The organism is Fictibacillus enclensis, from assembly GCF_030123385.1.
GTDB lineage: Bacteria > Bacillota > Bacilli > Bacillales > Fictibacillaceae > Fictibacillus_C > Fictibacillus_C enclensis.
This window is the reverse complement of sequence record NZ_CP126109.1, coordinates 2,507,940-2,533,761: the sequence shown is the minus strand read 5'-3', so window position 1 is coordinate 2,533,761 and position 25,822 is coordinate 2,507,940. Positions and strand designations below refer to the sequence as shown.

The 25,822-nt window shown below is 43.7% G+C and carries 24 protein-coding genes and 2 pseudogenes; 5 read left to right on the top strand and 21 right to left on the bottom strand.

All coding sequences use genetic code 11. The features are described from left to right. The first annotated feature begins 95 nt into the window (after positions 1 to 95). Positions 96 to 776, top strand: a complete 681-nt coding sequence (locus QNH15_RS13355) for a hypothetical protein (protein WP_283895349.1) — start codon at positions 96 to 98, stop codon at positions 774 to 776. Positions 777 to 1,328: 552 nt separating this feature from the next. Here the strand turns inward: QNH15_RS13355 and QNH15_RS13350 are convergent. From QNH15_RS13350 to QNH15_RS13325, 6 genes and pseudogenes are all read right to left on the bottom strand, one after another. Then, positions 1,329 to 1,574: a hypothetical protein gene (locus QNH15_RS13350; protein WP_283895348.1), complete on the bottom strand. Its 246-nt coding sequence runs from the start codon at positions 1,572 to 1,574 to the stop codon at positions 1,329 to 1,331. A 166-nt stretch (positions 1,575 to 1,740) separates the two neighbouring features. After that, positions 1,741 to 2,364 carry a phosphatase PAP2 family protein gene (locus QNH15_RS13345; protein ID WP_283895346.1) on the bottom strand — a complete coding sequence of 208 codons (624 nt, stop codon included), beginning with the start codon at positions 2,362 to 2,364 and terminating at the stop codon, positions 1,741 to 1,743. 280 nt (positions 2,365 to 2,644) lie between these two features. Next, positions 2,645 to 2,827 (bottom strand): annotated as a pseudogene (locus QNH15_RS13340) (helix-turn-helix domain-containing protein); the annotation flags it as partial. A gap of 109 nt (positions 2,828 to 2,936) precedes the next feature. Then, a complete protein-coding gene (arsC, locus tag QNH15_RS13335) occupies positions 2,937 to 3,356 on the bottom strand; it encodes an arsenate reductase (thioredoxin) (protein ID WP_283895345.1) in 420 nt (139 codons plus the stop codon). Positions 3,357 to 3,377: 21 nt separating this feature from the next. Then, complete coding sequence (locus QNH15_RS13330) at positions 3,378 to 4,676, bottom strand: arsenic transporter (protein WP_283895344.1); 1,299 nt, start codon at positions 4,674 to 4,676, stop codon at positions 3,378 to 3,380. Between the two features lie 14 nt (positions 4,677 to 4,690). Beyond that, positions 4,691 to 5,044 (bottom strand): ArsR/SmtB family transcription factor, encoded by a 354-nt coding sequence (locus tag QNH15_RS13325; RefSeq protein WP_283895342.1) that lies wholly within the window; start codon positions 5,042 to 5,044, stop codon positions 4,691 to 4,693. A gap of 73 nt (positions 5,045 to 5,117) precedes the next feature. Between QNH15_RS13325 and QNH15_RS13320 the strand changes: the two are divergent. Continuing rightward, positions 5,118 to 5,267: pseudogene (locus QNH15_RS13320) on the top strand (arsenical-resistance protein); the annotation flags it as partial. Between the two features lie 141 nt (positions 5,268 to 5,408). Here the strand turns inward: QNH15_RS13320 and QNH15_RS13315 are convergent. Then, positions 5,409 to 5,858, bottom strand: a complete 450-nt coding sequence (locus QNH15_RS13315) for an ArsI/CadI family heavy metal resistance metalloenzyme (protein WP_283895339.1) — start codon at positions 5,856 to 5,858, stop codon at positions 5,409 to 5,411. Positions 5,859 to 6,018: 160 nt separating this feature from the next. Between QNH15_RS13315 and QNH15_RS13310 the strand changes: the two genes are divergently transcribed. Together QNH15_RS13310 and QNH15_RS13305 are read left to right on the top strand one after the other, a co-directional pair. Beyond that, positions 6,019 to 6,342, top strand: coding sequence for an ArsR/SmtB family transcription factor (locus tag QNH15_RS13310; protein ID WP_283895336.1), 324 nt, complete (start codon positions 6,019 to 6,021; stop codon positions 6,340 to 6,342). A 264-nt stretch (positions 6,343 to 6,606) separates the two neighbouring features. Beyond that, positions 6,607 to 6,765: a hypothetical protein gene (locus QNH15_RS13305; protein WP_283895334.1), complete on the top strand. Its 159-nt coding sequence runs from the start codon at positions 6,607 to 6,609 to the stop codon at positions 6,763 to 6,765. A gap of 53 nt (positions 6,766 to 6,818) precedes the next feature. On the opposite strand, the gene QNH15_RS26205 is transcribed toward QNH15_RS13305, so the two are convergent. The 7 genes from QNH15_RS26205 to QNH15_RS13275 form a co-directional block, all read right to left on the bottom strand. Continuing rightward, the gene (locus QNH15_RS26205; protein WP_430667151.1) at positions 6,819 to 7,118 is read right to left on the bottom strand and encodes a nucleotide-binding domain-containing protein; all 300 of its coding nucleotides are present in this window, start codon (positions 7,116 to 7,118) and stop codon (positions 6,819 to 6,821) included. 294 nt (positions 7,119 to 7,412) lie between these two features. Beyond that, complete coding sequence (locus QNH15_RS13300; protein ID WP_283895332.1) at positions 7,413 to 7,577, bottom strand: hypothetical protein; 165 nt, start codon at positions 7,575 to 7,577, stop codon at positions 7,413 to 7,415. A gap of 18 nt (positions 7,578 to 7,595) precedes the next feature. After that, positions 7,596 to 8,576 carry an SDR family oxidoreductase gene (locus QNH15_RS13295; protein ID WP_283895330.1) on the bottom strand — a complete coding sequence of 327 codons (981 nt, stop codon included), beginning with the start codon at positions 8,574 to 8,576 and terminating at the stop codon, positions 7,596 to 7,598. Positions 8,577 to 9,087: 511 nt separating this feature from the next. Next, complete coding sequence (locus QNH15_RS13290) at positions 9,088 to 10,581, bottom strand: sodium:solute symporter family protein (protein WP_283895328.1); 1,494 nt, start codon at positions 10,579 to 10,581, stop codon at positions 9,088 to 9,090. 51 nt (positions 10,582 to 10,632) lie between these two features. Then, positions 10,633 to 11,094: a RidA family protein gene (locus tag QNH15_RS13285; RefSeq protein WP_283895326.1), complete on the bottom strand. Its 462-nt coding sequence runs from the start codon at positions 11,092 to 11,094 to the stop codon at positions 10,633 to 10,635. After that, positions 11,087 to 12,721: an N-acyl-D-amino-acid deacylase family protein gene (locus tag QNH15_RS13280; protein ID WP_283895324.1), complete on the bottom strand. Its 1,635-nt coding sequence runs from the start codon at positions 12,719 to 12,721 to the stop codon at positions 11,087 to 11,089. The genes QNH15_RS13285 and QNH15_RS13280 overlap by 8 nt, the downstream gene beginning before the upstream one ends. Positions 12,722 to 12,735: 14 nt before the next feature. Beyond that, complete coding sequence (locus tag QNH15_RS13275; RefSeq protein WP_283895322.1) at positions 12,736 to 13,824, bottom strand: alanine racemase; 1,089 nt, start codon at positions 13,822 to 13,824, stop codon at positions 12,736 to 12,738. Positions 13,825 to 14,084: 260 nt separating this feature from the next. Here QNH15_RS13275 and QNH15_RS13270 point away from each other — a divergent pair, with 260 nt between their 5' ends. Further along, positions 14,085 to 15,632 (top strand): glycosyltransferase, encoded by a 1,548-nt coding sequence (locus QNH15_RS13270; RefSeq protein WP_283895321.1) that lies wholly within the window; start codon positions 14,085 to 14,087, stop codon positions 15,630 to 15,632. Positions 15,633 to 15,699: 67 nt separating this feature from the next. Here the strand turns inward: QNH15_RS13270 and QNH15_RS13265 are convergent, their stop codons facing one another. From QNH15_RS13265 to QNH15_RS13235, 7 genes are all read right to left on the bottom strand, one after another. Beyond that, positions 15,700 to 17,406: an L-lactate permease gene (locus QNH15_RS13265; RefSeq protein ID WP_283895319.1), complete on the bottom strand. Its 1,707-nt coding sequence runs from the start codon at positions 17,404 to 17,406 to the stop codon at positions 15,700 to 15,702. A 326-nt stretch (positions 17,407 to 17,732) separates the two neighbouring features. Continuing rightward, the gene (locus QNH15_RS13260; RefSeq protein ID WP_061970224.1) at positions 17,733 to 18,530 is read right to left on the bottom strand and encodes an IclR family transcriptional regulator; all 798 of its coding nucleotides are present in this window, start codon (positions 18,528 to 18,530) and stop codon (positions 17,733 to 17,735) included. Positions 18,531 to 18,599: 69 nt separating this feature from the next. After that, the gene (locus QNH15_RS13255) at positions 18,600 to 19,379 is read right to left on the bottom strand and encodes a fumarylacetoacetate hydrolase family protein (RefSeq protein ID WP_283895289.1); all 780 of its coding nucleotides are present in this window, start codon (positions 19,377 to 19,379) and stop codon (positions 18,600 to 18,602) included. Positions 19,380 to 19,392: 13 nt separating this feature from the next. Beyond that, complete coding sequence (locus QNH15_RS13250; RefSeq protein ID WP_283895287.1) at positions 19,393 to 20,598, bottom strand: NAD(P)-dependent malic enzyme; 1,206 nt, start codon at positions 20,596 to 20,598, stop codon at positions 19,393 to 19,395. Between the two features lie 113 nt (positions 20,599 to 20,711). Then, positions 20,712 to 22,889 (bottom strand): malate synthase G, encoded by a 2,178-nt coding sequence (locus QNH15_RS13245; RefSeq protein WP_283895285.1) that lies wholly within the window; start codon positions 22,887 to 22,889, stop codon positions 20,712 to 20,714. Between the two features lie 123 nt (positions 22,890 to 23,012). After that, on the bottom strand, positions 23,013 to 24,464 hold the full coding sequence (locus QNH15_RS13240) for an FAD-binding oxidoreductase (protein ID WP_283895283.1): 1,452 nt from the start codon (positions 24,462 to 24,464) through the stop codon (positions 23,013 to 23,015). Then, on the bottom strand, positions 24,464 to 25,822 hold the full coding sequence (locus QNH15_RS13235) for a (Fe-S)-binding protein (RefSeq protein ID WP_283895282.1): 1,359 nt from the start codon (positions 25,820 to 25,822) through the stop codon (positions 24,464 to 24,466). The genes QNH15_RS13240 and QNH15_RS13235 overlap by 1 nt, the downstream gene beginning before the upstream one ends.

The window sequence follows — 25,822 nt, the reverse complement described above, 5'->3', positions numbered from 1 at the left end:
TGTGATGATCCCGTCCATTGGGAAGAGATTGCGGATACACCTGCCCCGTTTGATTCTGGAGAAAAAGGCCCTAAGAAAAGGCAGCCATTCAAACCTTGGAGGATTATTCACCTGGTTTCTTCGCCAAATTATTTAAACTAGAGGAAAAGAAAAGAAGTCAGTTAGATAACAACATTGCTCTTGCTCGTTCCGAGGATCAATCCGATTATTCAGAGTGGCGGCATATGGTTGAAACGGCTTCAAGAATTGTTAACAAAGACATTGATGCCTACTTTGAAGTAATCGAAGATTTTGCACCTTATGATGACCTAGCTGAGTTTGGCAGCGGCTTTGAATTTTTCATTGATGAACCCTCCACGATGGAGATCAATTTTGATGTACAAACAGCAAACGCTGTACCCACTCAAAGAAACACATTAACTAAGACAGGCAAGGTCTCTATCAGTAACATGCCTAAAACCCAGTATTATGACATCCAACAAGATTACGTTTGCAGCTGTATCTTACCGATTGCTAGGGATTCGTTTGCTTTATTGCCATTAGAGTCTGTGTATATCAATGCCTTAGATGATCGAATCAACACTTCAACAGGCCAAACCGAAAAAGTAGTAATTCTCTCGATATGTATTGAAAGAAACCAGTTAGAGAAGCTGCACTTTGAGCACATTGATTGTTCTGATGCCCTGGTCAATTTTAAACACAATATGGTATTCAAAAAAACCAAAGGATTTGAGCCCGTTGCACGATTGTTATCTCATGAAGTTAATATGCAATAAATGGAACAAGGGAAAAATAAGAGAAAAACAACATGAAGAAAAATTATTTCAGTTCTTGGGTTTTGGTGATGACGAAAACCCTGTGGCAGAGGAACCTATTTATACTGAGAAAGGATACTTATGTCCTGCTTGTTGGCATGAAGTAGAACATTTATTTCCATATTGCAAACAAACGAAAAACTATTTTGATAATGCGTCAACATAAAAATAAGCCTGCTTTTTTATGTACAAAGAGGAGTTGTGGTTCTATGCTGCATCTCGATATTATATTGAATAATACTTTATGGGTCTTCTTACTCGTTAAATAATAAAGAACGGTTAAGTAAGCTTTCCAATTTGAGCTAAGAGCTGCACAGGCATTCCGTACTTTTATGTCCATTGCACAAGCATTCCGTACTTTCTTGTCGCATTGCTAAGACAAGAAAGTACGGACGTTATAAATAAAATTCCCGATATACATAGGATTACACTGTTCGTATTTTCTTGTCGTTGTACACCAGGTTCGTCGTTTTTTATTCATCAATCATGGAACCATGCATGCATCATGTTTAATCATTCCAGATTTCTCCAACACTGCTTTTTTGGTCGGTTCAAAGGATTAGGAATTGTTTGCAATAGATTATTATCAAAAAATAAAAAAGAACCAGACCGACAGGCTGATTCTTCCACGATAATCGTACGTTTAAAGCGGTCAACTTTTGCATAATCGTTTTTCACATGTCTTTCCAAAAAACTTTTTAATATCATCATTTTGTTTGGTAATATACAATTGAGTGCCTGCAATGCATCCTTTTGCATGAAAAGCTCTCCCATATCACGAATACCTCACCGTAATCTGTTTTTATTACAGATGATCCTTTTTGATCTCGAAATTGCACTAATTTTCGATTCCGATTTTAGGCAGGTTGCACCAGGAAAGATATTATACATATTTTAAGGGAGTAACTGTTCATATTCTCTAAAATCATTTACGCATACATTTTTGAAATTTATCGGAATAAAATACTAAAGCGATCGAAGTCAACCAGATTGTGCCTCCTGCAACCCCAGTCAGTACATCCGTAATATAGTGAATACCTAGATAAATTCTGCTCCAGCATATACAACCAAGATGCAAAGCTAGTAAGTAAAATTTCATCTTACCACTCTTTTTTGAAAGGAGTAAAAAAAAACCATATAGCGCTGTTGAATTCATCGCATGAGCACTTGGATATCCATACTTAATATAAAACGGCTTGGTAGATGGAGGCCGCCGATATTTCCCTTTCTTTCTCCAACTAGAATTTATCCAGCGGCATCCAATCAGATTAGCGATCATTAAAAAAGCTATAATCCTCTTTCCCTTTTGGTAATTTTTGTAGGCCAAATAAAAAGTAATAGGAATCAAAAAAAATCCAGAACCCAACAAAGAATAACTTCTTAGAAAGAAGTCCATCATACGACCGCCTCGAGCTGAAAATAAGCCCAAGCTTGCTATTTGATCAAGTTTCATCCAAAATTTCTGATTACGAAGTCTGTTCATTAGCTTTAAGGCCAAAATGCCCATGATAATCACGGTGCTTAAGTTTTTCATATAACTTTTTTGCATACCCGCCCTCACTTAAACTTACTTGTATGTACATATACTATCATTTGGCGGGATATTTTATGCGTGCATGAATATCTCTAAATAAATGATTGCTTTTGACTGAATCTTTGCAGAATCCATGATGCTCCGTGTTCGTTTTTTGTACGAATTGTCTTAATGTTCACTAAACCAACATGACCTTCTTCTCCGTTATCTTATATAACCTTTGCAAGTTGTATAGAGGCTCTTTGTTCTGGAGTAAACAGCTATAAAAACTTTGTCTCCTTTTAATCAGAAACAGGCCTATAGGTTGGGCTAACCGTTGTTCCTCCCCATCTCGAAACCACTTCATCCACGTTTTAATTTGCGTACGATTCTTAATCCCAAATTGATTCATCAGTTCCTGGTTGGAATACTCTCCTGGTAATTTTAGACGAATCACTTCTCTTTTTAGCTCTTCTGAATAGACCTTCTTTTTTCTCATCATAAGAAAAAACACCTCCACTTTGTCGATAATTGTATTTACGACCATGGGGGTGTTTTTTCCTTTGTCTCATTTAATTAGGTCACTCTACCCCTTGGCACATTGGTTCTTATTTTCCAGTTTTCGCAAAGGTGGAGATGCGATCTCCAATTTCATCTCGAACACGCTGGAAGAACTTCCACTTTTCTTCTTCTGTTCCTTGAGCTTTCGCAGGGTCATCAAACCCCCAGTGATCGCGTTTTACGTGAGGTGGTGTCATCGGGCATTTATCGGCTGCATCTCCACAAAGGGTCACCACGAAGTCTGCGTTGTTCAAGATTTCGGGATCGATGATATCGGACGTTTGGTTAGAGATGTCGATATCCACTTCCTTCATCGCTTTTACGGCGTTCGGATTCAAACCGTGAGCTTCGATCCCCGCACTTTTCACTTCCCACTCGTCCCCAAGAAGTTTTTTACCCCAGCCCTCAGCCATTTGGCTTCGGCACGAGTTTCCTGTACATAAGAAGTAGATTGTTTTTTTTGCCATTTGAAACACTCCTTCAGAGAATTAATGAATGATGGTTAACCAGATATAAAGTCCCGTCAAGGTAATGAATAACGTTGGAACCGTTAAGACGATACCTACTTTGAAATAGTATCCCCACGAGATTTTTACCCCTTTAGTGTTTAACACATGAAGCCAAAGCAGCGTGGCCAACGAACCGATCGGTGTGAGCTTGGGTCCAAGGTCAGAACCGATGACGTTCGCATAGATCAAGGCTTCTCTCATCGCCCCTGTGGTATGCGTGTCTGAAATCGCCAAGGCGTCAATCATAACGGTTGGCATGTTGTTCATGATCGATGAGATAATGGCGGCAATAAAGCCCATTCCAACCGTGCCGACAAACAACTCATGGTGGGTGACATTCTGAATCAAGTCAGCTAAAAGACTCGTTAGCCCCACGTTTTTAAGTCCATAAACCACCACATACATCCCAATGGAGAAAAAGACAACCGCCCATGGTGCCCCTTTGAGGACCGTTTTCGTTTGAACGGCATTACTTTTTCTTGCGGTTTGCAAGAAAACAATCGCGATGATCCCCGCGATAATCGATACAGGCACGGAAAAGAACTCTCCAACAAAATAGCCTATCAGCAAGGCGGCGAGTACAAACCAGGACGACTTGAACATCTCCAGGTCTTTAATCGCATCGGCAGGCTTCTTCAGTTGGTTGACGTCATACGATTTTGGAATGCTCTTTCTGAAATACAGATACAGCACCAAAATACTGGCCAGCAAGCTGAAAATGTTGGGCACGATCATTCGGCTGGCATATGTGGAAAAGCTGATGCCGAAAAAGTCTGCCGAAACGATGTTCACCAGGTTACTGACCACAAGAGGAAGAGACGTCGTATCGGCGATAAATCCGCTGGCCATGATAAATGGCAGGATCATCTTGTCCTCAAATTTCAGGTTACGTACCATGGCAAGTACAATCGGTGTTAGGATCAACGCTGCCCCATCGTTGGCGAAAAAAGCAGCAACAACCGCCCCGAGTATCGTAACAAGCAAGAACATTTTGATGCCATTTCCATTGGCATAACGGGCCATGTGAAGAGCCGCCCATTCAAAGAACCCGATTTCATCTAAAATAAGGGAAATAATAATGACCGCAACAAAGGCAAGGGTCGCGTTCCAAACAATGCCTGTTACATCGATCACATCCTGGAAGGAGACCACTTGGAACAGGAGGGCTAAAACCGCTCCCCCACAAGCACTCCACCCAATATTAAGGCCTCTCGGCTGCCAGATAACAAGCGTCAGTGTAATTAAGAAGATGGCACCGGCAATAAGTACTGAGCCCACAGAACTAATACCTCCTATTCATCGCAACAAGTTACTCGTTTTCCTTGTGCTTGTAGTTCTTCAATTCGATAATGTTGGCTGGGAAGATCTTTAATAATTCGCAGCACAAAGGAATAATACGGGTAGGTAGTATTCAATGAATAGTAAATCCATTGGCCTTTTCTCCGTTCCTTCACAATCCCGCTGTCCCTTAACTTTCGCAAATGCTGACTGACAGCTGGCTGGCTCATGTCGAACAGGTCCACAAACTCACATACGCAACATTCATTCTCTGAAACAATTTTGACCATCGCCAGTCTTGTTTTATCCCCCAGAACCTTTAGAATGTTCGCTGCCGTTTGTAATTCAACGGTTTCATTGGTAATCATATAAGCACCTCCTCAAATCAACATTATTTTCATTCATCATTGTATAAGTATATTCTTATATATGCAACCATGAATTTATCCGGCGATAGGAATTGGCTTAGGGGCTTTATTCCCCAAGGTTGTCGATGGGCTACATGAAGGGCAGGTCGGTACAACATACATTCCGCTTGCAGTCGGGCTAATTCTCATGATGTACCCTCCCCTTGCAAAAGTACGTTATGAAGTCCAAAACGCCCTTTGTCTTGCTTTTTACGATTGCTTTGGTGAATGTAGCCTTTTGGTTTCAACGAAAATACTTCAAAAACCAAGCGGACTAAAAAATAGGTGTCCATTAATTATCATGGGCACCTATTTTTAGCTCCAATTAGCAGCAAGACGAAGAAGAAGAATTGGTAATTTCAATCTTTTGCTTCGGTGCACAACAAGCTGAATCCTTTGGTTCCATGCTTTCTACGTCACTCTTCGTATAAAAGAACTCCCATTCGTTGCCGTCAGGATCAGTAACCCAGAATTTATCCTGAGTCGCGTAGCAGCACGTCACATCCATTTCCTCGCGGGCGAAAAAGCCAAGTTTCTCTAAACGGCCTTTGTGTTTTAGGATCTCTTTTGCATCTTCAACCTGAAACCCAAAATGGCCGACCTGGTTTCCTGATACTTCATCTTGCAGGTTTAACGTAAAGTTAAGACCTGGATCTTGCAGTAAAAACTTGGCATAATCCGATTTTACTTTAACAGGGGTGGCGTCAAATACCTGTGTATAGAACTCAATGGATTTCTCTAAATTAGTGACATTTAAACCAACGTGTACGTTCATGTCTAATCCCTCCATGTTAATCAATTTTTCTTGATTAATCTTAGTATAGTAGCAACTTTATCCAATTGCAACTCCTTTTATCAATTTTTTTTGATTAAAAGAATTGACAACTCCCTGTCCTACGATATACGATAAATTTATCAAGACGAGGTGATGAACCATGCAAAAAGAAATTCCGCTCCAAGACCTTTCCCACGACAATGAATTCGAAAGGTACGAAAGCCAGTTTAAAGCGTTGGCCGATAAAAAGCGGCTCCAAATTATGAACATCCTCACTCAAAAAGGAAGAACGTGTGTGTGTGATCTAGTCGATGTTATGGATATGAAGCAGTCGAAACTGTCTTATCATTTAAAGATCCTCTGGGACGCTGGCATCATCCATAAAGAGGCCGAAGGAACCAATAGCTATTACAGCATCAACATGAAAGAAATTAATCATTTGCTTTCCCATGAGCTGTGTTGTATTTTTAAGCCCAGCTGTTAGTACCATCTTTTTTTAAGGTTTTAATCAATTTTTTTTGATTAATATATCAACTTTACTTGATTAAGGAGGAATTTATTATGTTTAATGAATATGGGGTGTATCTTTGGGCAAAGTCTCGTCATGAAAAAGTGGAAAGGCAAGCTCGGGTGGCGTGGATGTATCAGAACCGAAAAGAAAGTAACAAAGCGAGGAAACGAGCCGTCTCTAAACCTTCCTTAACACTGGAACCTTGCTGCTCATGTGCTTGCTAAAGGAGGAAATGAAATGATCGTTAATCGTGGAGGTGCTCTCGGAAAGGCGTATTTTATATCGTATTTACGGTTAATCATGAATGCTAGAGACTGCTCAGTGGTGGATGCTCAGGAAGTAGCAATGGACATTTTCTTTCATGGAGATAAAACACGTTTTGGGACAGCAACTTGAACAGTTCACAGCCGCTTTCCATGAGCTGTCTCATTAATCAAAGATATCAAACTCTAGAACCGTCTACCATTACAATCCTTAGAAAGGGCCATTTGTCCTCCCTTTTTTACTTTCCAAAACACTTGATAGGGTCCTGGAGTATTGGTTTCAGCAACAAATTCCAGCTCGTAACCAGGTAATAATAACTCTCTTCGTGCTAGGATGTTTTTTAGTCCACCAATCCTGCGTTCTTTGTGCCTGACGATAGCATCCAAAGAATGCTCATATTGTTCATTAGTAATCCCAAAGAAACTGTTCGATGTTTTCCTCGGTATCTCTGTACACCTCGCTATCTTGGATGGCAGCGTATTCATTTCGTTGTGACATAAGTCATATACAACAATATAATAAAAATTTATAAAAACACACCTTTATAGGTGTGTTTTTATATTGAGATATGCTTTAGCAATAATTTCTTCCCTGGGTCTTGCATCACAGACGATAAACTTTCAATATCTACTAATGCTATCCCTCCGGCCCTTCAAACGACTGTGATAACTCTTTTCTTATCAGTTTAAATGGATGAATTGAAAGTTAGCATAATTGTGAAACCTAAGCGAAGAATGGATTTCCACACTGTGTATAGTAGTCTTTTTGTCTGTTATTATTTAGATTATTGGATAATTCAGCTCGTAACTTGGGTTGTAATAGTATGGTGGTCTAAGTGCTATTTTAGACATTGGCCAGGAATCCTCAATATAGTCCATCTTTACTTTTTCATTTGAATGGTTTACTAGCAATAGCTTTACTTCTGGATTAAATTCATATCTCAAAATGGTAACCCCCTTCCATTAGGAATGTGCGGATTCTCCCCCATCAACATGAAGAACTTGACCAGTAACAAAACGAGAATCATCAGAAGCAAGATAGACAAAGGTTGGTGCCAGTTCAAATGGATGGGCAACTCGTTCCATTGGATTAAATGCTCCATATACAGCGACTTGGTCTGACGAGAAACTTGCTGAAATAAGTGGGGTCCAAATTCGGCCGGGGGCGACGGCATTGACTCGGATCCCTTGTTTCACGACATTTTTAGCCAAGGCACGTGTCCAACCCACTATTGCGCCTTTTGTTGCCGTATAATCAATCATTTGCTGCTCACCTACATACGTCACCACTGAAGATGTGCCAATGATTGAGCTGCCTGGTTTTAAATGAGGAAGCGCTGCTCTTGTTGTGTAAAAATGAGAGTATATATTAACTTTGAAGGTGTCATCGAATTGCTCATCTGTAATGTCAAGCAGACTTAGCTGTTGGAATTGGATACCAACGTGGTTACAAAGAATATCGAGACGTCCAAACGTATTTACTGTTTGTTCTACAATGGAGATACACTGTTGTTTGTCTCGCAAGTCACCAGGCATTAGAAAACAACGTTGTCCGAGTTGTTCAACTCTCGTTTTTGTTCTATTTGCATCCTCATGTTCATCTAAGTATGAAATAGCAACATCTGCGCCTTCTTTAGCAAACGCAATTGCTACTGCTGCACCAATACCACTGTCACCCCCTGTAATAAGTGCTACTTTTCCTATTAACTTTCCACTCCCTTTATAGTTCGGGTTTTCGATAATTGGAAGGGGTACCATAAATTTTTCCACTCCGGGATGGCGCAGCTGGCGCTGTTCAGGTAAACTTATCGGAATTTCTTCGTAACGTGTGATTTTCCCATAGTTAGGGTACATGGGATAAGGTTGAGTTTTCATGTTCGCTTTAAACATTTGTTGCATTTGCTTTATTTGGTCTAATTGACGACTTTGATCCTTTTGATCCATGGAAACCTCCTATAGAAATAATTTCCTTCTATAGAATGTTTATGTTGTTCACTACAAATAAAGTAAAAAAGTGTGAAAAAAGTTGTTCTCTTTCAACACAGAAGCCTATTCTTCCTCAAAAGAGCCTTTATTGAACTGACCTTTAGGACAAGGAGCTTTACTCAACATTCTACCCCCTTTAACAGATCAACTTATTGTTACTTAACAGTTCTTTAATCCCGGCTACCTCAAGAATAGTACCTAAAAAATAGGTCAACCAGAAAAAACAAGCTAACCACATAACCGTTTCGCTGTTCTCGATTCACTATATTGTTGCCAATCCTTTTTCGTGAGCATTGGAAGACGAACTTTATTTACAATATGCCGTACAATCACCTCTGGAATCTCATTAACTCTTTTAAAAATCCCCCTATTCTTGTGCCGATTAATTATATTAGGAATTGCTGAAAAATGTAAGAAGAATAAAAAAGCAGTGATTCCCAAGTACAGCGGGTTCACTGCTTTTTATTTCCTATGGCGTGACCTGCTTATTGCTGAGCACCTCTTCTGCCGATGAAGTATGGATCATCTCGCGGTCCTTTGCCAGTTTCTTCAGAATGTCTTCTTTGGACATGGTATTTTGGGGGGTTAACAGACTAACCACGATTCCGGCAAGAAAGGCAACGGCTAGTGATGGAAGGATAGGATTGCCCCAATAAGCCAGTAATTTCGGGCTTTGTAATAGAGTAAAAGAAGTAATCGAACCGCAAAGCAGGCTCGCCAGTCCTCCCTGCCATGTCACTCGCGGCCAAAACTTACCCAGGATAGATGCGACAAGAAGCCCTGACATGACGGTTGAAACAAAGTTGGATATGTAACCAATAATACTGTTTGAACCGAGGGTGAAGAGGAAAGCAAGAACGAGAGTGCCCACTAGTGCGATTCTTGAGTACATAATCATCTTTTCCTTTTCTGGATTCTTTCCTGTAAAAACCTGATAGACATCCCCTAACAGGATCGTTACCGCGGCAATGAAATCCGAGCTTCCTGATGACATGGTCGCACTTAAACCGGCAGTGAGTACAATGGCCCCGATCCAGACGGGAAATACCTCTGTAGCCAGATATGGAAAGGCATAGCCCGCTTCTATGTCTGGATTCATAATATGCGCGGCCATTCCAATTATAGAAGGAAAAAACGAGAATAGAACAAATAGGATACCTGAAACGAGAAAACCCTTCTTCACTGTGGCTGTGCTGTCGCTCGAGTAAATCCTATGTCTGTAAGACGGTGTGGCCAGTACACCGACAGCAATAACCACTGCCAGCGAAATGGCCGGGATGAGACCCATTTGATCCACGCCAAGGAACGATACCATTTCAGCGGGAGCTTCACTTGAAATGTGGCTGTATCCGCCGATTTTCATGAGCGTAAGTACGGTGAGAAGAATAAATCCAAGGAAAAGAATGACGCCCTGGATGGTGTCTGTATAAACGACGGCGAGATAGCCGCCGATAAAGGTATAAACAGCAAAGCCAAGGGCGGTTATGATTTTGGCCAGCAAGGGATCCATGCCTGTAATCCAGGACAGATACAAACTGCCTCCCATGATGTGGGCGCCAAGCCAGCCAATAGAGGCGATATAGAGAATAATTGAGGTTAACCCTTTGATTAGTTTGTTTCCACCGAAATAAAAGCTTAATTCCTCGGAATATGTCATAAAGTTATACTTTCGAACGTCAGCAAACAGGAGCAAAAGAACAAACATCCCGATGGAGCCCCCGATGCCGTAGAGCGCTCCCGCCCATCCGTTCGTATAGGCAAAACCGACCGCACCCATACTGGAACCGGTTCCGACAAGTGTAGCAATGGTCGTTCCGATGAGCAGAGGCAAGCTTAAACCCCTGCCTCCCATCAGAAAGTCTTCCCCGCTTTTGACCTTCTTGGATACCCACAGGCCAACCATTATCATAAGGATCGTAAACGCTATAAAAACACCTAAATAAATTCCCTGGTTATTTTCCATCGTACTACTCCCCTTTGCTTGAATGATGCCTTTCTTAAACCTGATCCGGTTCTACTCAATTTCAACGATCATCTCTATTTCTACTGGGGTATTAAATGGCAGTTCATTGGAGGAAATAGCCGATCTGGCATGCTTTCCTTTTTCTCCAAAGACTTCCTCAAGCAGTTCTGACGCCCCATTGATGACATAGGGCTGCTCCACGAACCCGTCGGCCGAATTTACAAAGGCGAGCAATTTAACGACTTGTTTGATCCTGTCAAGGTCTCCGACATGCTCCTTTAAAACAGCCAGAAGGTTAATCATGGTCTGCCTTGCTGCCTTATATCCTTGCTCCACGGTCAGATCGCTTCCCACTTTGCCATTGTACATCAGTTCTCCATTGATTCTGCAATCGGCTCCGGATGTGTAGACCAGGTTTCCTACGGTTTTCGCAGGGACATACACTGCTCCTGGGGGCGGAGCTTTTTGTAATTCAATTCCAAGTTCCTTCAGTCTTAGTTCAATGTTAGCCATGAGCTGCCTCCTGTTTTGTGTGGTGTTGGAACAGACACTTAGCCGCTGCGGCTTTAATTGCCATTCCGCCGCTCTGTCTGAGGTTTTCTTTTTCTCTAATGGTCAGTATCCCATTGACAATCACGTGGGATATTCCCTCAGGATGCTGGATCGGATCCTGATAGGTCGCTGTATCACTAATCTTTTTCTCATCAAATATGGTTAAATCCGCATGGTAGCCGGGAACAATCAATCCCCGTTTACCCAGGGAAAACCGCTGCGCCGGAAAGGAGGTCACTTTGCGGATCGCCTGTTCCAGTGAAAGCGACTTGTCTTCGCGTACATATTTGGAAAAAAGGCGGGGAAAGGTTCCGAATGACCGAGGGTGCGGTTTACCCGTTTCACAGCCTAGGCTGTCAGAAATGACGAGCGAACGGTCCCATTTCACCACCTGCTCGACATCCTGATTGGACATGTGATAGTAAATAATAGAAACCATTCCGTCCTCTTCTAGCAGCAAATCCAATGCCGCTTCAGCAGGGCTCTGTTCGATTTCAGTGCTGATGGCTTCAATGCTTTTTCCTTCCCATTCCTTGTGGCGGGAAAGAGAAGAAACGACGACGTTATCCCAACCAGTTGAAACGACAAGATTGTCCCATTCCTCCTGCTCTTCTCCAAGTTCCTCTATCATTCTTCGACGTGTAGCTGGTTCTCTGATTCGATCCAGACAAGCGGGAATTCCGCCTTCCAGGCTCCATGGAGGTAGTAACGTGGTAAGTGATGTAGATCCTGCATCATACGGATAAACATCACAGGTCACATCCAGTCCTCGTGCACTTGCTTCCTCAAGCAGCTCCATCGCTTTAAGCACTTTGCCCCAGTTCCGCCTGCCGGCCGCTTTCAAGTGGCTTACCTGGAGAGGGACACCTGCTTTTTCTGCAATCCAGATGACTTCTTTTATGGAAGGTATAAGATTGTTACCTTCTCCGCGAATATGGGTCGATAAAATTCCGTTGAATTTGGGCAGGACCTGGCATAGTTCCGCCAGTTCTTCCTTGGAGGCATACCTTCCTGGAGAATATAAAAGGCCGATCGACAAACCAATTGCCCCTGCTTTCATCCCTTCTTTAAGCATTTCCTTCATCATGTTCAACTCTTGCTTATCAGCGGGGCGGCCTGCAAACCCCATGACAGCAATCCGGAGGGCGCCATGTGCCACATAGGTTGATACATTTTCAGAGATTCCTGTTCTGTCCAATTCTCTGATATAGTCGGATACCGAATGCCATGGCCATTCCCACTGCGTCTCACCGACGACAGGCTGTATGTATCCTTTCAGCAGTGCCCCGTACTTGGGGACAAAAGGTGCAGGAGCAAGCCCACAGTTTCCGACTACTTCTGTAGTCACCCCTTGCTGCAGCTTTATATCCATCATCGGACGGTTAAGAACAAGCAGATCCGAATGAGAGTGGCCGTCAATAAATCCCGGCGATATGATGTTCCGTTTTGCATCGATTGTTTCCCTGCTCTCACTATTCACGGCACCGACCTCAACAATGATCCCATCCTTGATGCCAACACTTCCAAAAAACCAGGGATTACCCGATCCATCTGCAATCCGGCCGTTTTGGATGACTAAATCCAGCATAGCCTACATCTCCTTTACTGAAGTTTTCCTCTGCCAAGGACTGCTTGCTTCTCCAAAGTCCCATCTTCGTTTTTCAAAAAGACGTCATTATGGAGATTCACTGTGCTGCATATGTGATTGGGTATAACCTGAAGTACATCTCCGATTTGTACATTCGTTTCTCCATGAACCGCAATCATTCCGTGTTCTTCTGTCAGCCGTTCAAGCAGCATTTCCGGGTGTCCATTGATTTCCCCGAATCCCTCCAGAAATATAGGCGGCTGACCTGGCTGCACATCGGTAGCGAACGTTTTGCTTCCACCGTCTACGATCAGAAGAGAATCGGATGGTTTGCTGACAACGGTGACATGAATGGCAGCCGCACATTCCTCGTGTGAACAGCAATGATACTTTTCCTGCATCCTGTCATAAAAGACATAGGTGCCGGGGCGGATTTCCGTTATCCCTTCAACTTCTGCAGCGGAAGCAGAGGTGGAAGTGGATCCTACGCTGACATCGGTGATTGGCACGCCTTCTGCCCTAAGCTTTTCTGCCAAATCCGCCATCAGCTGTCCTTCCTGTTTTCCTGCTTCCTCAATATCCAAAGTTGGCTTTCCATCCAGAATGGGTCCCCGGAAGGTGTAGATTCCGGTTAACTTTATTCCAGGCAGCTCCTTTGCCTTCTTGGCCAGTTCAACTGCCTCATCATAAAGGACTCCTGTTCTGCGAAGACCGGAATCAATCTCCATCCGCACTTCAAGTACAACGCCGGCTGTCTCTGCTGACTGGGACAGTTTTTGTATCCCTTCGAGACTGTCAAACGCAGTAATCAATCTTATTTTTCTGCTCAAATCGATGGCTTTTTGAATTTTTATTTCTGAGACAAGAGGATAAGCGATGAAAATATCATCCATACCATGCTCGGCCATTACCTCAGCTTCTGACACTTTTGCCACTGTGATGCCAGCGGCGCCAGCTTCCAACTGAAGCTTCGCAATCTGTGGGTTCTTATGGGTTTTTGTATGGGGTCTTAAATGAACCTTTTGTGTTCGGGCAATGTCTGCCATCTTTTGAATGTTTGCATCCAGTTTTCTTTTTTCGATCACGAGTGCAGGTGTATCCATAATTTCCTCCTATATTAGTAGTAGTTGAATAGACCCAAACGGTTATCTATTATTTTCGACAAAGCTTATCCTACCTCTAAGTGCTTGTCAATAAATTTACAGTCAATTCAGACAATAGTCATTACAATACAACTTAATTTTTCCATCAATATGTTCACAAATTATAGCTATTCTTACATTTACGTTAACTTTTGTAGTAATATAGAATTAAAAATGATGTGGGATTTTTTGTCATATTAGTAAGTATTGAGGGGGATTTTATGAAAGATCAAATAACGATGTTCTGTCTTCTTAATTCTTTGGACTTGCAGCGTGGTGGTTTGACAAAAGCTTCTTTGATGCAGGCCAATACGTTTGCCTCACTTGGATATAAGACATTTATCCTCACCTTTAATTTTAATCCACGCTACAATACCATCATTGAACAAATGGTCAGCTTGAGAAAAATAGATTCAAGAATCCAAGTTTTAAATATGTATCAGTCCCTTGGTGAATTTGACTACTCCACCCTTTCCAAGCAGCCCATGATGGAAATTGAAAAAAGTAAAGCAAATGGAGCCGTCCTGGACCCGCATATTGGACAGCCACATTCCTACCGCGTTTACGAAAACGGGCTATATACCAAGTATTTCAGATTGGACGAAAATGAGAGATTGCTTTTTATCGATCATTTCAATGACCAGCGGTATCGCGTGAAACGTGAGGACTATGATGAATATGGCTATGCGAGAAAAGTGTCTTTCATGGATTATGAGCGTAATAAGCCGCGACAGATGGTCTTTTATAACGATACTGGCGAAGCATTCCTTTCTAAATGGGTGAACCCTCAAAATAGACTCGCATTCCGGGTAAACCTATTCCAGAATCGCCAACTCAAGGAAATATTATCCAATGATAATGAACTAAAAACCTATTGGCTGGAACAGGTTACTTCAAATTATGAGTATCCTGTTATTATTAGCGATGCCAGAGCATGTGACATCCTTCTCCTCAATCTCAAGTCGGAACACGCCGTTAAAATTTGGCGGCTCCATAGTAATCACTTGGATATGAGAGGAGAAGTAGCCAGCACTGTAGCTCCAGCACTTAACAACCTTCAAGCATTTGATGTAGCGCTGGCATTAACCAAACAGCAGAAAGAAGATATCGAAGATCAATTTGGTACAAAAGACAATTTAAAAGCCCTCCCCCATGCTGCAGATCAATTTGCTGAGTATAACTGGTTTAACCCCGTAAAAAAGGAAAATATCGCTGTCGTCGTTACCCGCTTTGCTGCACTCAAACGCATTGACCATATTATTATGGCGTTTAAACATGTCATTGCCCGGGTGCCGGATGCTAAACTGGAACTATGGGGCTACGGGGATGAAGAAAAGAACCTTAAAAGTTTAATCCGCTCGGAAAACCTTACAGCAAACATAAAAGTAATGGGCTTTACCCAAGAGCCTGCTGTTCCTTATCAGCGCTCCCTCTTCTCGGTGATGGCCAGTAAAACCGAGGGGTTTCCATTAAGTATCTTTGAGAGCATGTCCAATGGCTCTCCAATCATCAGTTATAACTTTAAATATGGTCCCAACGATTTAATTGATAACGGAGAAAATGGCTGGATCATTCCCAATGAAGATATCCAAGCGCTGGCAGAAAAAATGATCTGGATGTTTGAAAACAAAAAAGAAGCCATTAAAATGGGGAAAAAAGCGATTAAAAAGGTGAAAGAAAACTTCAACATGGATTTATATGCCAAGCAGTGGATTGAAGTTATTGAAGAAGCTGTAAAAAAGAAAATGCAAAATTACTTACAACAATAAAGGAAAACAAACAAAAGCAGTGATTCCCGATCTGGATCACTGCTTTTTATGATTTCATTAAGTCAATCTACGGCAGCATCCATGATAATACCGTGGATTGCAAATACGTGATGCAGCAAATGATGAGAAGCAGGATGATGCTATGCTTTATAGTGAAGCGGAGCAAATCGGATTCTTTTCCTCCCAGACCCACAGCCGCACAAGCAACCGCTATGGATTGTGGTGAAATCATTTTCCCTGTTACACCACCGCTGCTGTTTGCCGCAATAGCCAAGATGGGGTCCATCCCTACCTGGTTTGCCGTAATTTTTTGTAGGCTTGAAAATAATAAGTTGGCAGACGTATCGGAACCGGTCAGAAATACTCCTAACCATCCAAGAATCGGAGAAACAAACGGGAACAGAGAACCTGTAGCAGCGAGTGTCATCCCGAGTGTAATACTCATACCTGAAGCATTGGCCACATAAGCAAACCCCACAACTGATGCAATGGTTACCAAGGCGAACTTTAATTCATTCAGCGTTTCAATAAAAGTTGAAAACCAGCTTTTCCAGCCGATTTTTAGAATGAACTTCGAAATAATGGCCGAGATTAAAATGGCCGTGCCTGCTGCCGCTAATAGCTCCAACTTAAACAGCGCCGCAATGGGCTGGCCGTTTCCGTCGATTATTAAATTGTTCAACCCGGGGACGGCCGGATGAAAACTGAGATAGCTTCCAAGAGAATTCAACCCCTGAAGCAGAGTATTTGTTCCTTCATACTGTCCAATTAGTGCCTTTTTTATGGTCGGTATGCCCCAAACAGAAATGATGATAGTTAATAAAATGAACGGTGACCAGGCTTTTAAAATTTGCGGGAAGGTGTAGTTTTTACCGTCCGACTTAATCGCATGTATGGATACCGCGTTACCTGCCGCCATTTCTGCCTGTCCCATTTCAGACTTAAAACGAAATGCCGTTTTGGGCTGCCAAACTTTCAGGAACAAGGTTAAGGCGATGATGGATACCAAAGCTGAGATGATATCCGGAAGCTCCGGTCCGAGATAATTGGACACAAGGAACTGTGTGACCGCAAACGAGACCCCCGATACGAGAATAGCAGGAATCACTTCAAATGCCTTTTTGAAGCCTGCCATCATAACGACGAGGTAAAAAGGCACGAAAACCGATAAAAAGGGCAGCTGACGGCCGACCACCTTGGAAACCTCAATCGCTGACATTCCCGTGGGTCCTTCAATGGCGATCACAGGCGATCCAATGGCTCCAAAGGCTACAGGAGCGGTGTTGGCAAGCAAACAAAGACCCGCGGCATAGAGAGGATTAAACCCCAATCCCACAAGCAGAGCGGCAGAGATGGCAACCGGTGCGCCAAAACCGGCAGCCCCTTCCAGGAAGGCACCGAATGAGAAGGCGATTAATAAAGCCTGCAAACGCCTGTCCTCTGTTATGGAAACAATGGAATCTCGAATAATATCAAACTGCCCCGTTTTTACCGACAGTTTATACAAAAAGACCGATGCAACGATGATCCAGCCAATGGGCAGCAGTCCATAGACAGCACCCTGCAAAATGGACATGGCCGCCATTCCTGCTGGCATGCCGTAGACCAGCACAGCCACAAAGAGAGCCACAACCAATGTAGTCAATCCCGCTATGTACCCTTTCATGCGTTTTATTGCCAGCGCCCACAATAAATACAAAATAGGGATAAGAGCAACGAGTGCAGAGAGGCCAATACTATCGCCAATTGGATCATAGATTTGCTTCCATGACATCAAATAAAACCTCCTCTTTTTTTGTTTGTTATTACCAAACAATGTTTCCCGAAATTCTTAAATAAAAAAACACTAAGGAATTAATTCGTTGAATCATGAATGGAAGAATGTCTAAGGGTGGGATCATTGATGAGAGAGATGAGATGAAATTATAATAGATTTTTTAAATGAAGGTTCTTTATACTCCTTTCCTGCTGTAATAGAAGAGTTTCAAAATTTATTGTAATCGCTCTCATAATACCGCGTCAATTTATTTTCTGTATATTTTAAAAATTCAGTACATAAAAAGAGGACGGATTGTTTAAAACCCGTTCCTCTTCTTTTCACTAACTTTCCTTTTTCATCTGAACGAAATCTTCGTTCGTATAACCAAGCCGGGCAGAAAGTTGCATGCCGATTTGCTGCATGCGGGGCTTGAGCTGTTCCAAACGTTCATTGGTCATACGGAGGGTTGGCCCAGAGATGCTAACCGCACCAGCTACCGTTCCCAAATGATCGTAGATGGGTACTGCAATACACGTGATGCCCGTTTCATTTTCTTCCAAATCTAATGCATAGCCCTTCTGTCTTACCTGATTTAATTCTTCTAGAAAAAGATCTTTGTCTGTTATGGTTTTGTCCGTATGCTTGGGCATTCCTTTACGCTGGAGAATTTCCACGACCTCGTTCGCAGGCAGTGAAGCAAGGATGGCTTTCCCTACAGATGTACAATGCATCGGGGCACGCTTTCCCACCTTGGAATGCATACGGAGAGTTTCGTTTCCGTCCAATTTTTCAATATAGACGACCTCACCTTGATCAAAGACAACAAGATGAACGACTTCATTTGTTTCATCTTCCAGCTCCTGTAGAAATGGTTTTGCTTCCGCTCTCAGGTCGATGGATTCAAGCAGTTTTGAACTAACTTCCAAGAATTTATATCCGAGCTTATAACGCCCTGTTTCTTTATCTTGTTCAATATAGCCATACAGCACCAAAGTGGACAGGATCCGATAGACAGAGCTTTTGTTGATATCAATTTGTTTTGCGATTTCAGTTACACCCAATCCGCCTTTTTTCAAACTGACCAGGGTAATGATATCCAGTGCCCGGCTGACGGACTTTACCATATTCTCTCTTTCCAAAACCCCTCACCTCATCTGTAAGTATAAGAAAATTATAGCATATCTGCCACCGGGCCATGGATGGTTCACTTAAGCTTGGATGCGTTCTCTGGCTGCAGCAAACGTGTTGCGGAGTTTCCCAATCTCCTTGATCTCGCATTCGATCACATCGCCTGCTCCCACAAATTCTGCGCCGACAGGGCTGCCCGTTAAGATTACATCACCAGGTTTAAGCGTCATGACTCCGGTAAGATAGGAAATCATTTTACGAATGGGAATGATCATTAAATTCGTGGGACTGTTTTGTTTTTTCACATCGTTCAGCTTTGCCTCGACAATAACATTGAAAGGGTCCAGCTCCGTTTCAATGACCGGTCCTAGTGGAGTAAAGGTATCAAATGACTTTCCAATGGTCCAATGGCCGGCTTCATGGAAATATTGAGGGGCGGTCACATCATTGCCGACAGTATACCCGAAAACATACTCAAGCACCTCTTCTTCCCGGACATTCTTTGCTTCTTTTCCAATGACTATCGCAAGCTCTGATTCAAACTTAACCTGCTCGATATTGCCCGGTATGATGATATCTTCTTCAGGTCCGATTACCGAGGAGGTTGGCTTAAAGAAAAAAACCGGGATTTCCGGAAGCTCACTTGGAAGCTCGTTTGTCTTGGATACATAGTTGGCGCCAATTCCAATGATTTGGTTCGGAGCTATTGGAGCAAGGAAGTTAACGTCCGTTTCTGAAAACATTTGTCCGGTATATTCCCATTTACCAAACAGGTCTCCCTTGATTTCTCTGATGGTACGGTCTTCCGTTAAAACCCCTGTTAAAACAGAAGACTGAACCTTAAATCTAGTAAATTTCATTCTGCTACTCCTCTCAGTAATTGGTAGGTTGTTTCATATTAATGTTCCGGGCCACCCCTGTGGAAATGGCAGCGTCTGCTACCGCTTTGGCCACTGCTTCTACGACTCTCTTATCAAAGGCATGAGGAATGACGTAGTCATAGGTTAGTTCTTCGGTTGTAATTAAGTTAGCAATAGCATAAACAGCAGCTATTTTCATTTCTTCATTGATTTCAGAAGCAAAGACTTGTAAAGCACCCTTAAAAATACCTGGAAACGCCAGGACATTATTCACCTGGTTGGGAAGATCGGAACGTCCGGTTCCCACTACCGCCGCACCAGCCGCCTTGGCAAGCACAGGCATAATTTCGGGAATAGGATTAGCCATGGCAAAAATAATCGGGTCTTTGCCCATGGATTCTACCATTTCCGGCGTTACGGCCTCAGCCACTGAAACCCCGATAAAGACGTCGGCTTCTTTAATGACGTCTTGTAAGCTTCCTTCTGCGTTCTCTTTGTTGGTGAGAACAGAAATCCAATCTTTCATGGCGTTCATCCCATAGGCTCGTCCTTCAAAAATCGCCCCTTTGGAATCACAAAGAATGAGATCTTTCACGCCCATATTGATTAGCAGCTTCGTTACAGCGATCCCTGCAGCCCCGGCTCCATTTACAACGATTTTTGTATCCTCAATCCGTTTGTTGACAACCTTCAGCGCATTAATTAAGCCGGCTGCCGTAACAATGGCTGTTCCATGCTGGTCATCATGAAAAACAGGGATATCCATTTCTTTTTTCAGCCGTTCTTCAATAATGAAACAGTTAGGAGCTGAAATATCCTCTAAATTAATCCCGCCGAATGTCGGCTCTATTGATTTCACAATTTGAATGATCTGTTCGGCATCCTGCGTGTTTAAACAGATCGGAAAGGCATCAATTCCTGCAAAGGCCTTAAATAGCGCCGCTTTTCCTTCCATAACCGGCATCGATGCTCCTGCGCCGATGTTCCCTAATCCTAATACGGCTGAACCATCAGAAACGACCGCAACCACATTTCCTTTGATCGTATAATCGTAAATTTTTTGCGGATCCTGGTAAATGGCTTTACACGGCTCTGCTACTCCCGGAGAATAAGCCAAACTCAGGTCATCTGCATTTTCGATCGTAACCTTAACCGCCACACTGAGTTTTCCTTTGGACTGTTTGTGAAGTTCAAGCGATTTCTCCTTCAGGTTTTGCATATTCTCAACTCCTCACGAATTGTTGAACAGTAATCTCACGATCGAACCCGTAAAATTACTGCATTACCAGGTTTGTTTCTGTTATAAAAAAGCCGGTGGAAGCAGGCATTCTGCTACTGTTTGATGGCATATTTGGCTTTCGCTTCAATACGTCGGCGGTGCAGGATAGGTTCTGTGTAACCGTTTGGCTGTTCAAAGCCTTTAAAGACCAGGTCGCATGCTGCCTGAAACGCAACTGAATGGTCATAGTTATCGGACATTCTGAGATAGGATGGATCTCCGGCATTTTGTTCATCTACTACCTTGGCCATCCGCTCTAACGTCTCCCTTACTTGTTCTTTTGTGCAAATTCCGTGGTGCAGCCAGTTCGCCACATGCTGGCTGGAGATTCTGAGCGTCGCCCTGTCTTCCATCAGTCCAACATCATAGTAATCCGGCACTTTGGAACAGCCGACGCCCTGTTCCACCCATCGAACGACATAGCCTAATATCCCTTGCGCATTATTGTCCAATTCCTGTTGAATTTCTTCTGCGCTCCAATTTGCACGTTTTACGACCGGAATTTCCAAAATGTCATCCCGTAAATCCTTTGATTCTTTTTTAAGCTCATCCTGTACCTTGGAAACATCCACTTGATGGTAATGCAGGGCATGCAGCGTAGCGGCTGTAGGCGACGGAACCCAAGCTGTATTTGCTCCGGCCTTTGGGTGGCCAATCTTCTGCTTCAGCATATCTGCCATCAAGTCAGGCATCGCCCACATTCCTTTACCAATCTGGGCTTTACCCTGGAAGCCGGTCTCAAGCCCTGTAAATACGTTGGATTTTTCATAGCCTTGCAGCCAGGCGGATGATTTCATGTCACTTTTACGGATCATCGGACCTGCTTCCATGGAGGTATGGATTTCATCGCCGGTTCGGTCAAGAAAGCCTGTATTGATAAAGGCGATCCTGTCTTTGACTTCACGGATGCATGCCTTTAAGTTAAGGGACGTTCGACGTTCTTCATCCATTACGCCGATTTTAATGGTATTGCGTTCGAGTCCAAGCATATCTTCCACACGACCGAGAAGCTCATTGGCAAATCTGACTTCCTCTGATCCATGCATTTTCGGCTTAACAATATAGACGGATCCTTTGGAAGAGTTTTGATAGCTTCCATTACCGAGAAGAGTATGTTTGGCCAAAAGGCTCGTAATCACTCCATCAAGAATCCCTTCCTGAATCTCCTCTCCATTAACCAAAATCGCGTTATTCGTCATCAAGTGGCCGACATTACGGACAAACATTAATGATCGCCCTGACAATGTGAACTCTTCTCCAGCAGGAGTTGTATATTGGCGGTCGGCGTTAAGGGTGCGAGTCATGGATTTGCTTCCCTTCTGGAAGGTAGCCGTTAAATCTCCCTTCATAAGACCGAGCCAATTTCGATAGACAAGCACTTTATCTTCGGCATCCACAGCGGTTACAGAATCTTCACAATCCATAATCGTGGTAATGGCTGCTTCGACCAGGATATCTTTTACGCCGGCGTCATCGGTTTTACCGATAGGATGATTGCGGTCAATCTGGATTTCAAAGTAAAGATCATTGTTTTTGAACAAAAGGGCGTTTGGATTTTCTAACGACCCTTGAACCCCCGCAAACTTTGAGGAATCTTCCAGTCCTGCGGTATCCCCGGTATGTAGCGTAACGGATAACTCCCCGTCGACCACACGATATTGAACCGCATCTTCATGAGAAGCATCTTTTAAAGGAATGGTTTGGTTAAGAAACTCTCTTCCAAAGGCAATGACCCTTTCACCCCGAATCTGATTGTAACTAGCACCTCGCTCGGCCCCATTTTCTTCACTGATAGCATCCGTTCCATAAAGCGCATCATAGAGGCTTCCCCAGCGGGCGTTCGCCGCGTTGATGGCATAACGGGCATTGTTCACCGGAACCACCAGCTGTGGTCCAGCTTGGATCGCAATCTCATCATCCACTCCTTGGGTGGTAATTTCAAAATCCTCTGCCTCCGGTTCAAGATAACCGATTTCCTGTAAAAACTCCTTATACGATTCAAAATCGAACCGGTCCTTATGGTCCAGATGCCATTCATTAATCCGGTCCTGAATTTCATCACGGCGCGCTAATAATTCCCTGTTCTTTGGTGTGAGATCCTGAATCAGTCCTTCAAATTCCGACCAGAACGTGTCAGGGTTTACCCCGGTTCCGGGTAGTGCTTCAGATTGAATAAACTCATAAAGTTCTTGAGCTACTTGCAAATTACCTTTTTGAACATAGTTTTCCATCGCTTGTTCCTCCTTTTAGTATTTATTGTTTGTTATTACAAAACGCTGTTTTGTATGATGTTGAAAAAATAATAGCACGAAGTATAAATCGCTTTCAACTGTTTTCGGAAAATTTACACGATTTTAAAGTGCTGCCTCTTTTATCTCTTTTTTGACTTCAGCACATCGACCCGGACTTGGAAATAATTTACCGGCATTTAACAGGTTCCCCGGATTAAACACCTCTCGAATATCGGTCTGGGCCTGTATTTCTTCATCGGTGAACACGAAGCGCATTTCTTCTCTCTTCTCAATTCCCACTCCATGCTCTCCCGTAATGGTTCCACCAACATCTGCACAAGCTTGCAAACACGCACTGCCTGCGGCGATGGCCAATTCCGTTTGACCCGGAATTCTTGCGTCAAAAAGAACGAGCGGGTGAAGATTTCCGTCCCCTGCATGAAAAATATTAGCGATGCGAAGGCCGGATTCTTCACTGATCTGGTTGATTCTGTTTAGCACTTCCGGCAGCCGGCTGCGCGGGATGACTCCGTCTTGTACCAAATAGTCGGGAGAGATGGCACCCATGGCACCGAATCCTGTCTTCCGGTTCGCCCACCATCTGGCCCGTTCTGCTTCATCCTGGGCGACTTTTACTTCCCTGACATTCCGGTTTTTACAGACGTCGAGGATCTGGCTGATTTGCTCATCAATCCCGGCAGAGATGCCATCAACTTCAATGAGCAGCAGTGCTTCAATATCTCTCGGGTGTCCCACAGGAAAGGCTGCGGCCTCCACCCCTTCAATGGCTGTTTTATCCATCATTTCAAGCGCAGCAGGAACAATACCAGCAGAGATAATGTCCGATACCGCATGACTCCCGTCTGAAACGTCATTAAAATAGGCGAGCACAGTCTGTTTGGCTTCCGGGTTTTTCAGAATCCTGACGGTGATTTTGGTCACGATTCCCAGCGTTCCTTCCGAGCCAGTAATCAATCCGAGGAGATCATACCCAGGCGCATCAGGAACCCCGTTATTGCCGATTTCAATGATTTCGCCGTTTGGCAAAACCACTTCCAGTCCCAAAATGTGATTTGTGGTCACCCCATACTTCAGACAATGAGCGCCTCCCGCATTTTCTGCCACATTCCCGCCAATCGTACAGCAATACTGGCTGGATGGATCAGGTGCATAGTAATACCCTTTATCCGAGATGGAGTTGGTCAGCTTCAGGTTGACGAATCCGGGTTCAACCACCGCTCTTCTATTCTCGTAATCTACACTCAGCAGCTTTTTCATTTTAACCAGACTGATCACCACTTCTCCGTTGACGGGAATGGCTCCGCCGCTCAAACCTGTGCCTGCGCCGCGAGCGAGAAAAGGCAGCCCGTTGTCTGAGCAATAGTTGACGAGACGGGCAACCTCCAGTGTATCCTTTGGAAAAACAACCGCTTTTGGCAAATACTTGTGGATCGTAAATCCGTCACAGTCGTACGCCAATAAATCCTCTTTATGGTGTAAAATCGAACGGTCGCCTACGATCCTTGCGAGATTCTTAATGTGTTTATCTTTTGTTTTCAGTCCCTTTCGTCCCATTATTCTTGCCCCCTTAAGCCATCTTCTTTCTGGTAGGCCCAGTCGAGCAGCTGAACAGTGTGAACAATTTTTTGATTCCGCCCATATTTTTGGACGCCCATCGCCATTTGAAGCATGCAGCCGGGATTTCCCATCGAGATCATCTCCACGTCATCCGGTACATTCTCCATCTTGCTTTCCAGCACAGCTCCCGCCATTTCAGGATTGGTAATATTATAGATTCCGGCACTTCCGCAGCAGCGGTCAGCGTTTGGCATATGGACCATTTCAACGCCCGGGATATCAAGCAAAATGTTACGAGGCTCCTGACGTACTCCCTGTCCATGTGCTAAATGGCAGGCATCGTGATAGGTGATGCGGGTGTTTATTTCGGCCTGTGGCTTTTCATACCCCGTGTCATGAAGATATTTCGATACGTCTTCCACCTTGGCGGAAAACGCCAGCGCTTTTTCGTGCCATTCGGGCTCTTCACGGAACAATTCCGCATATTCCTTCATCATGCAGCCACATCCTGCGGCATTAACAATGATTTTTTCTGCATCGTTAAATGCCTCAATGTTCTGTATAGCAAGCTTTCTTCCCATTTCCCGATCACCCGCGTGCACGTGAAGAGCACCGCAGCATGTCTGGTTTTGCGGAATGACCACATCATTACCGTTTCGGGTCAGAACGTTAATTGTAGCGTCATTAATGTCACTGAACATCACATCCATGACACATCCCGTTAAAAAGGAAACCTCATGCTTGGTTACGCCTTTTGCTTTAATCACTTTTTGATTCTTGTATTTTTTTCGCACGGGTTTTGTCAGTACCGGCATGATTCCTTCCATCTCTGCCAGATGATCAGGCATTACCTTTAACAGTCCGGTTTTCCGGACGACCTTTTGCATCCCGCTCTTTTGATAAAATTTTAATAACCCGCCAACGGTGTTCAAGCGGTTCTGATGAGGAAATAGACTGTGCAGGAAAAAATTGCTGACGGTTTTTCTGTAGCCTGTCAATGGCATGGCTTGGCGAATTTGCCCACGCGCCTCTTCGATCAGTCCCCCGACATCCACATCCGCAGGACAGGCAGTTGTACATGCACGGCAGTCCAGGCAGGCAAAAACCGGATCCATAAACTGTTCATTCACCTCGATTTTTCCTTCGGCGACCGACTTGATGAGATGAACCCGCCCTCGGGGAGAATGTTGCTCCTGGCCGGTGAGTTCATACGTGGGACATGATTCCAGACACATCCCGCAATGGACACAATCCGCCCATTTATTTTCGTCAGGAGGATCGCTCCAATGATAATTGCTCAGGTTTGTGGTTGTGCATGCCAGGCGTTCTTTCACATCGCTTTCCCTTGTGCTCAC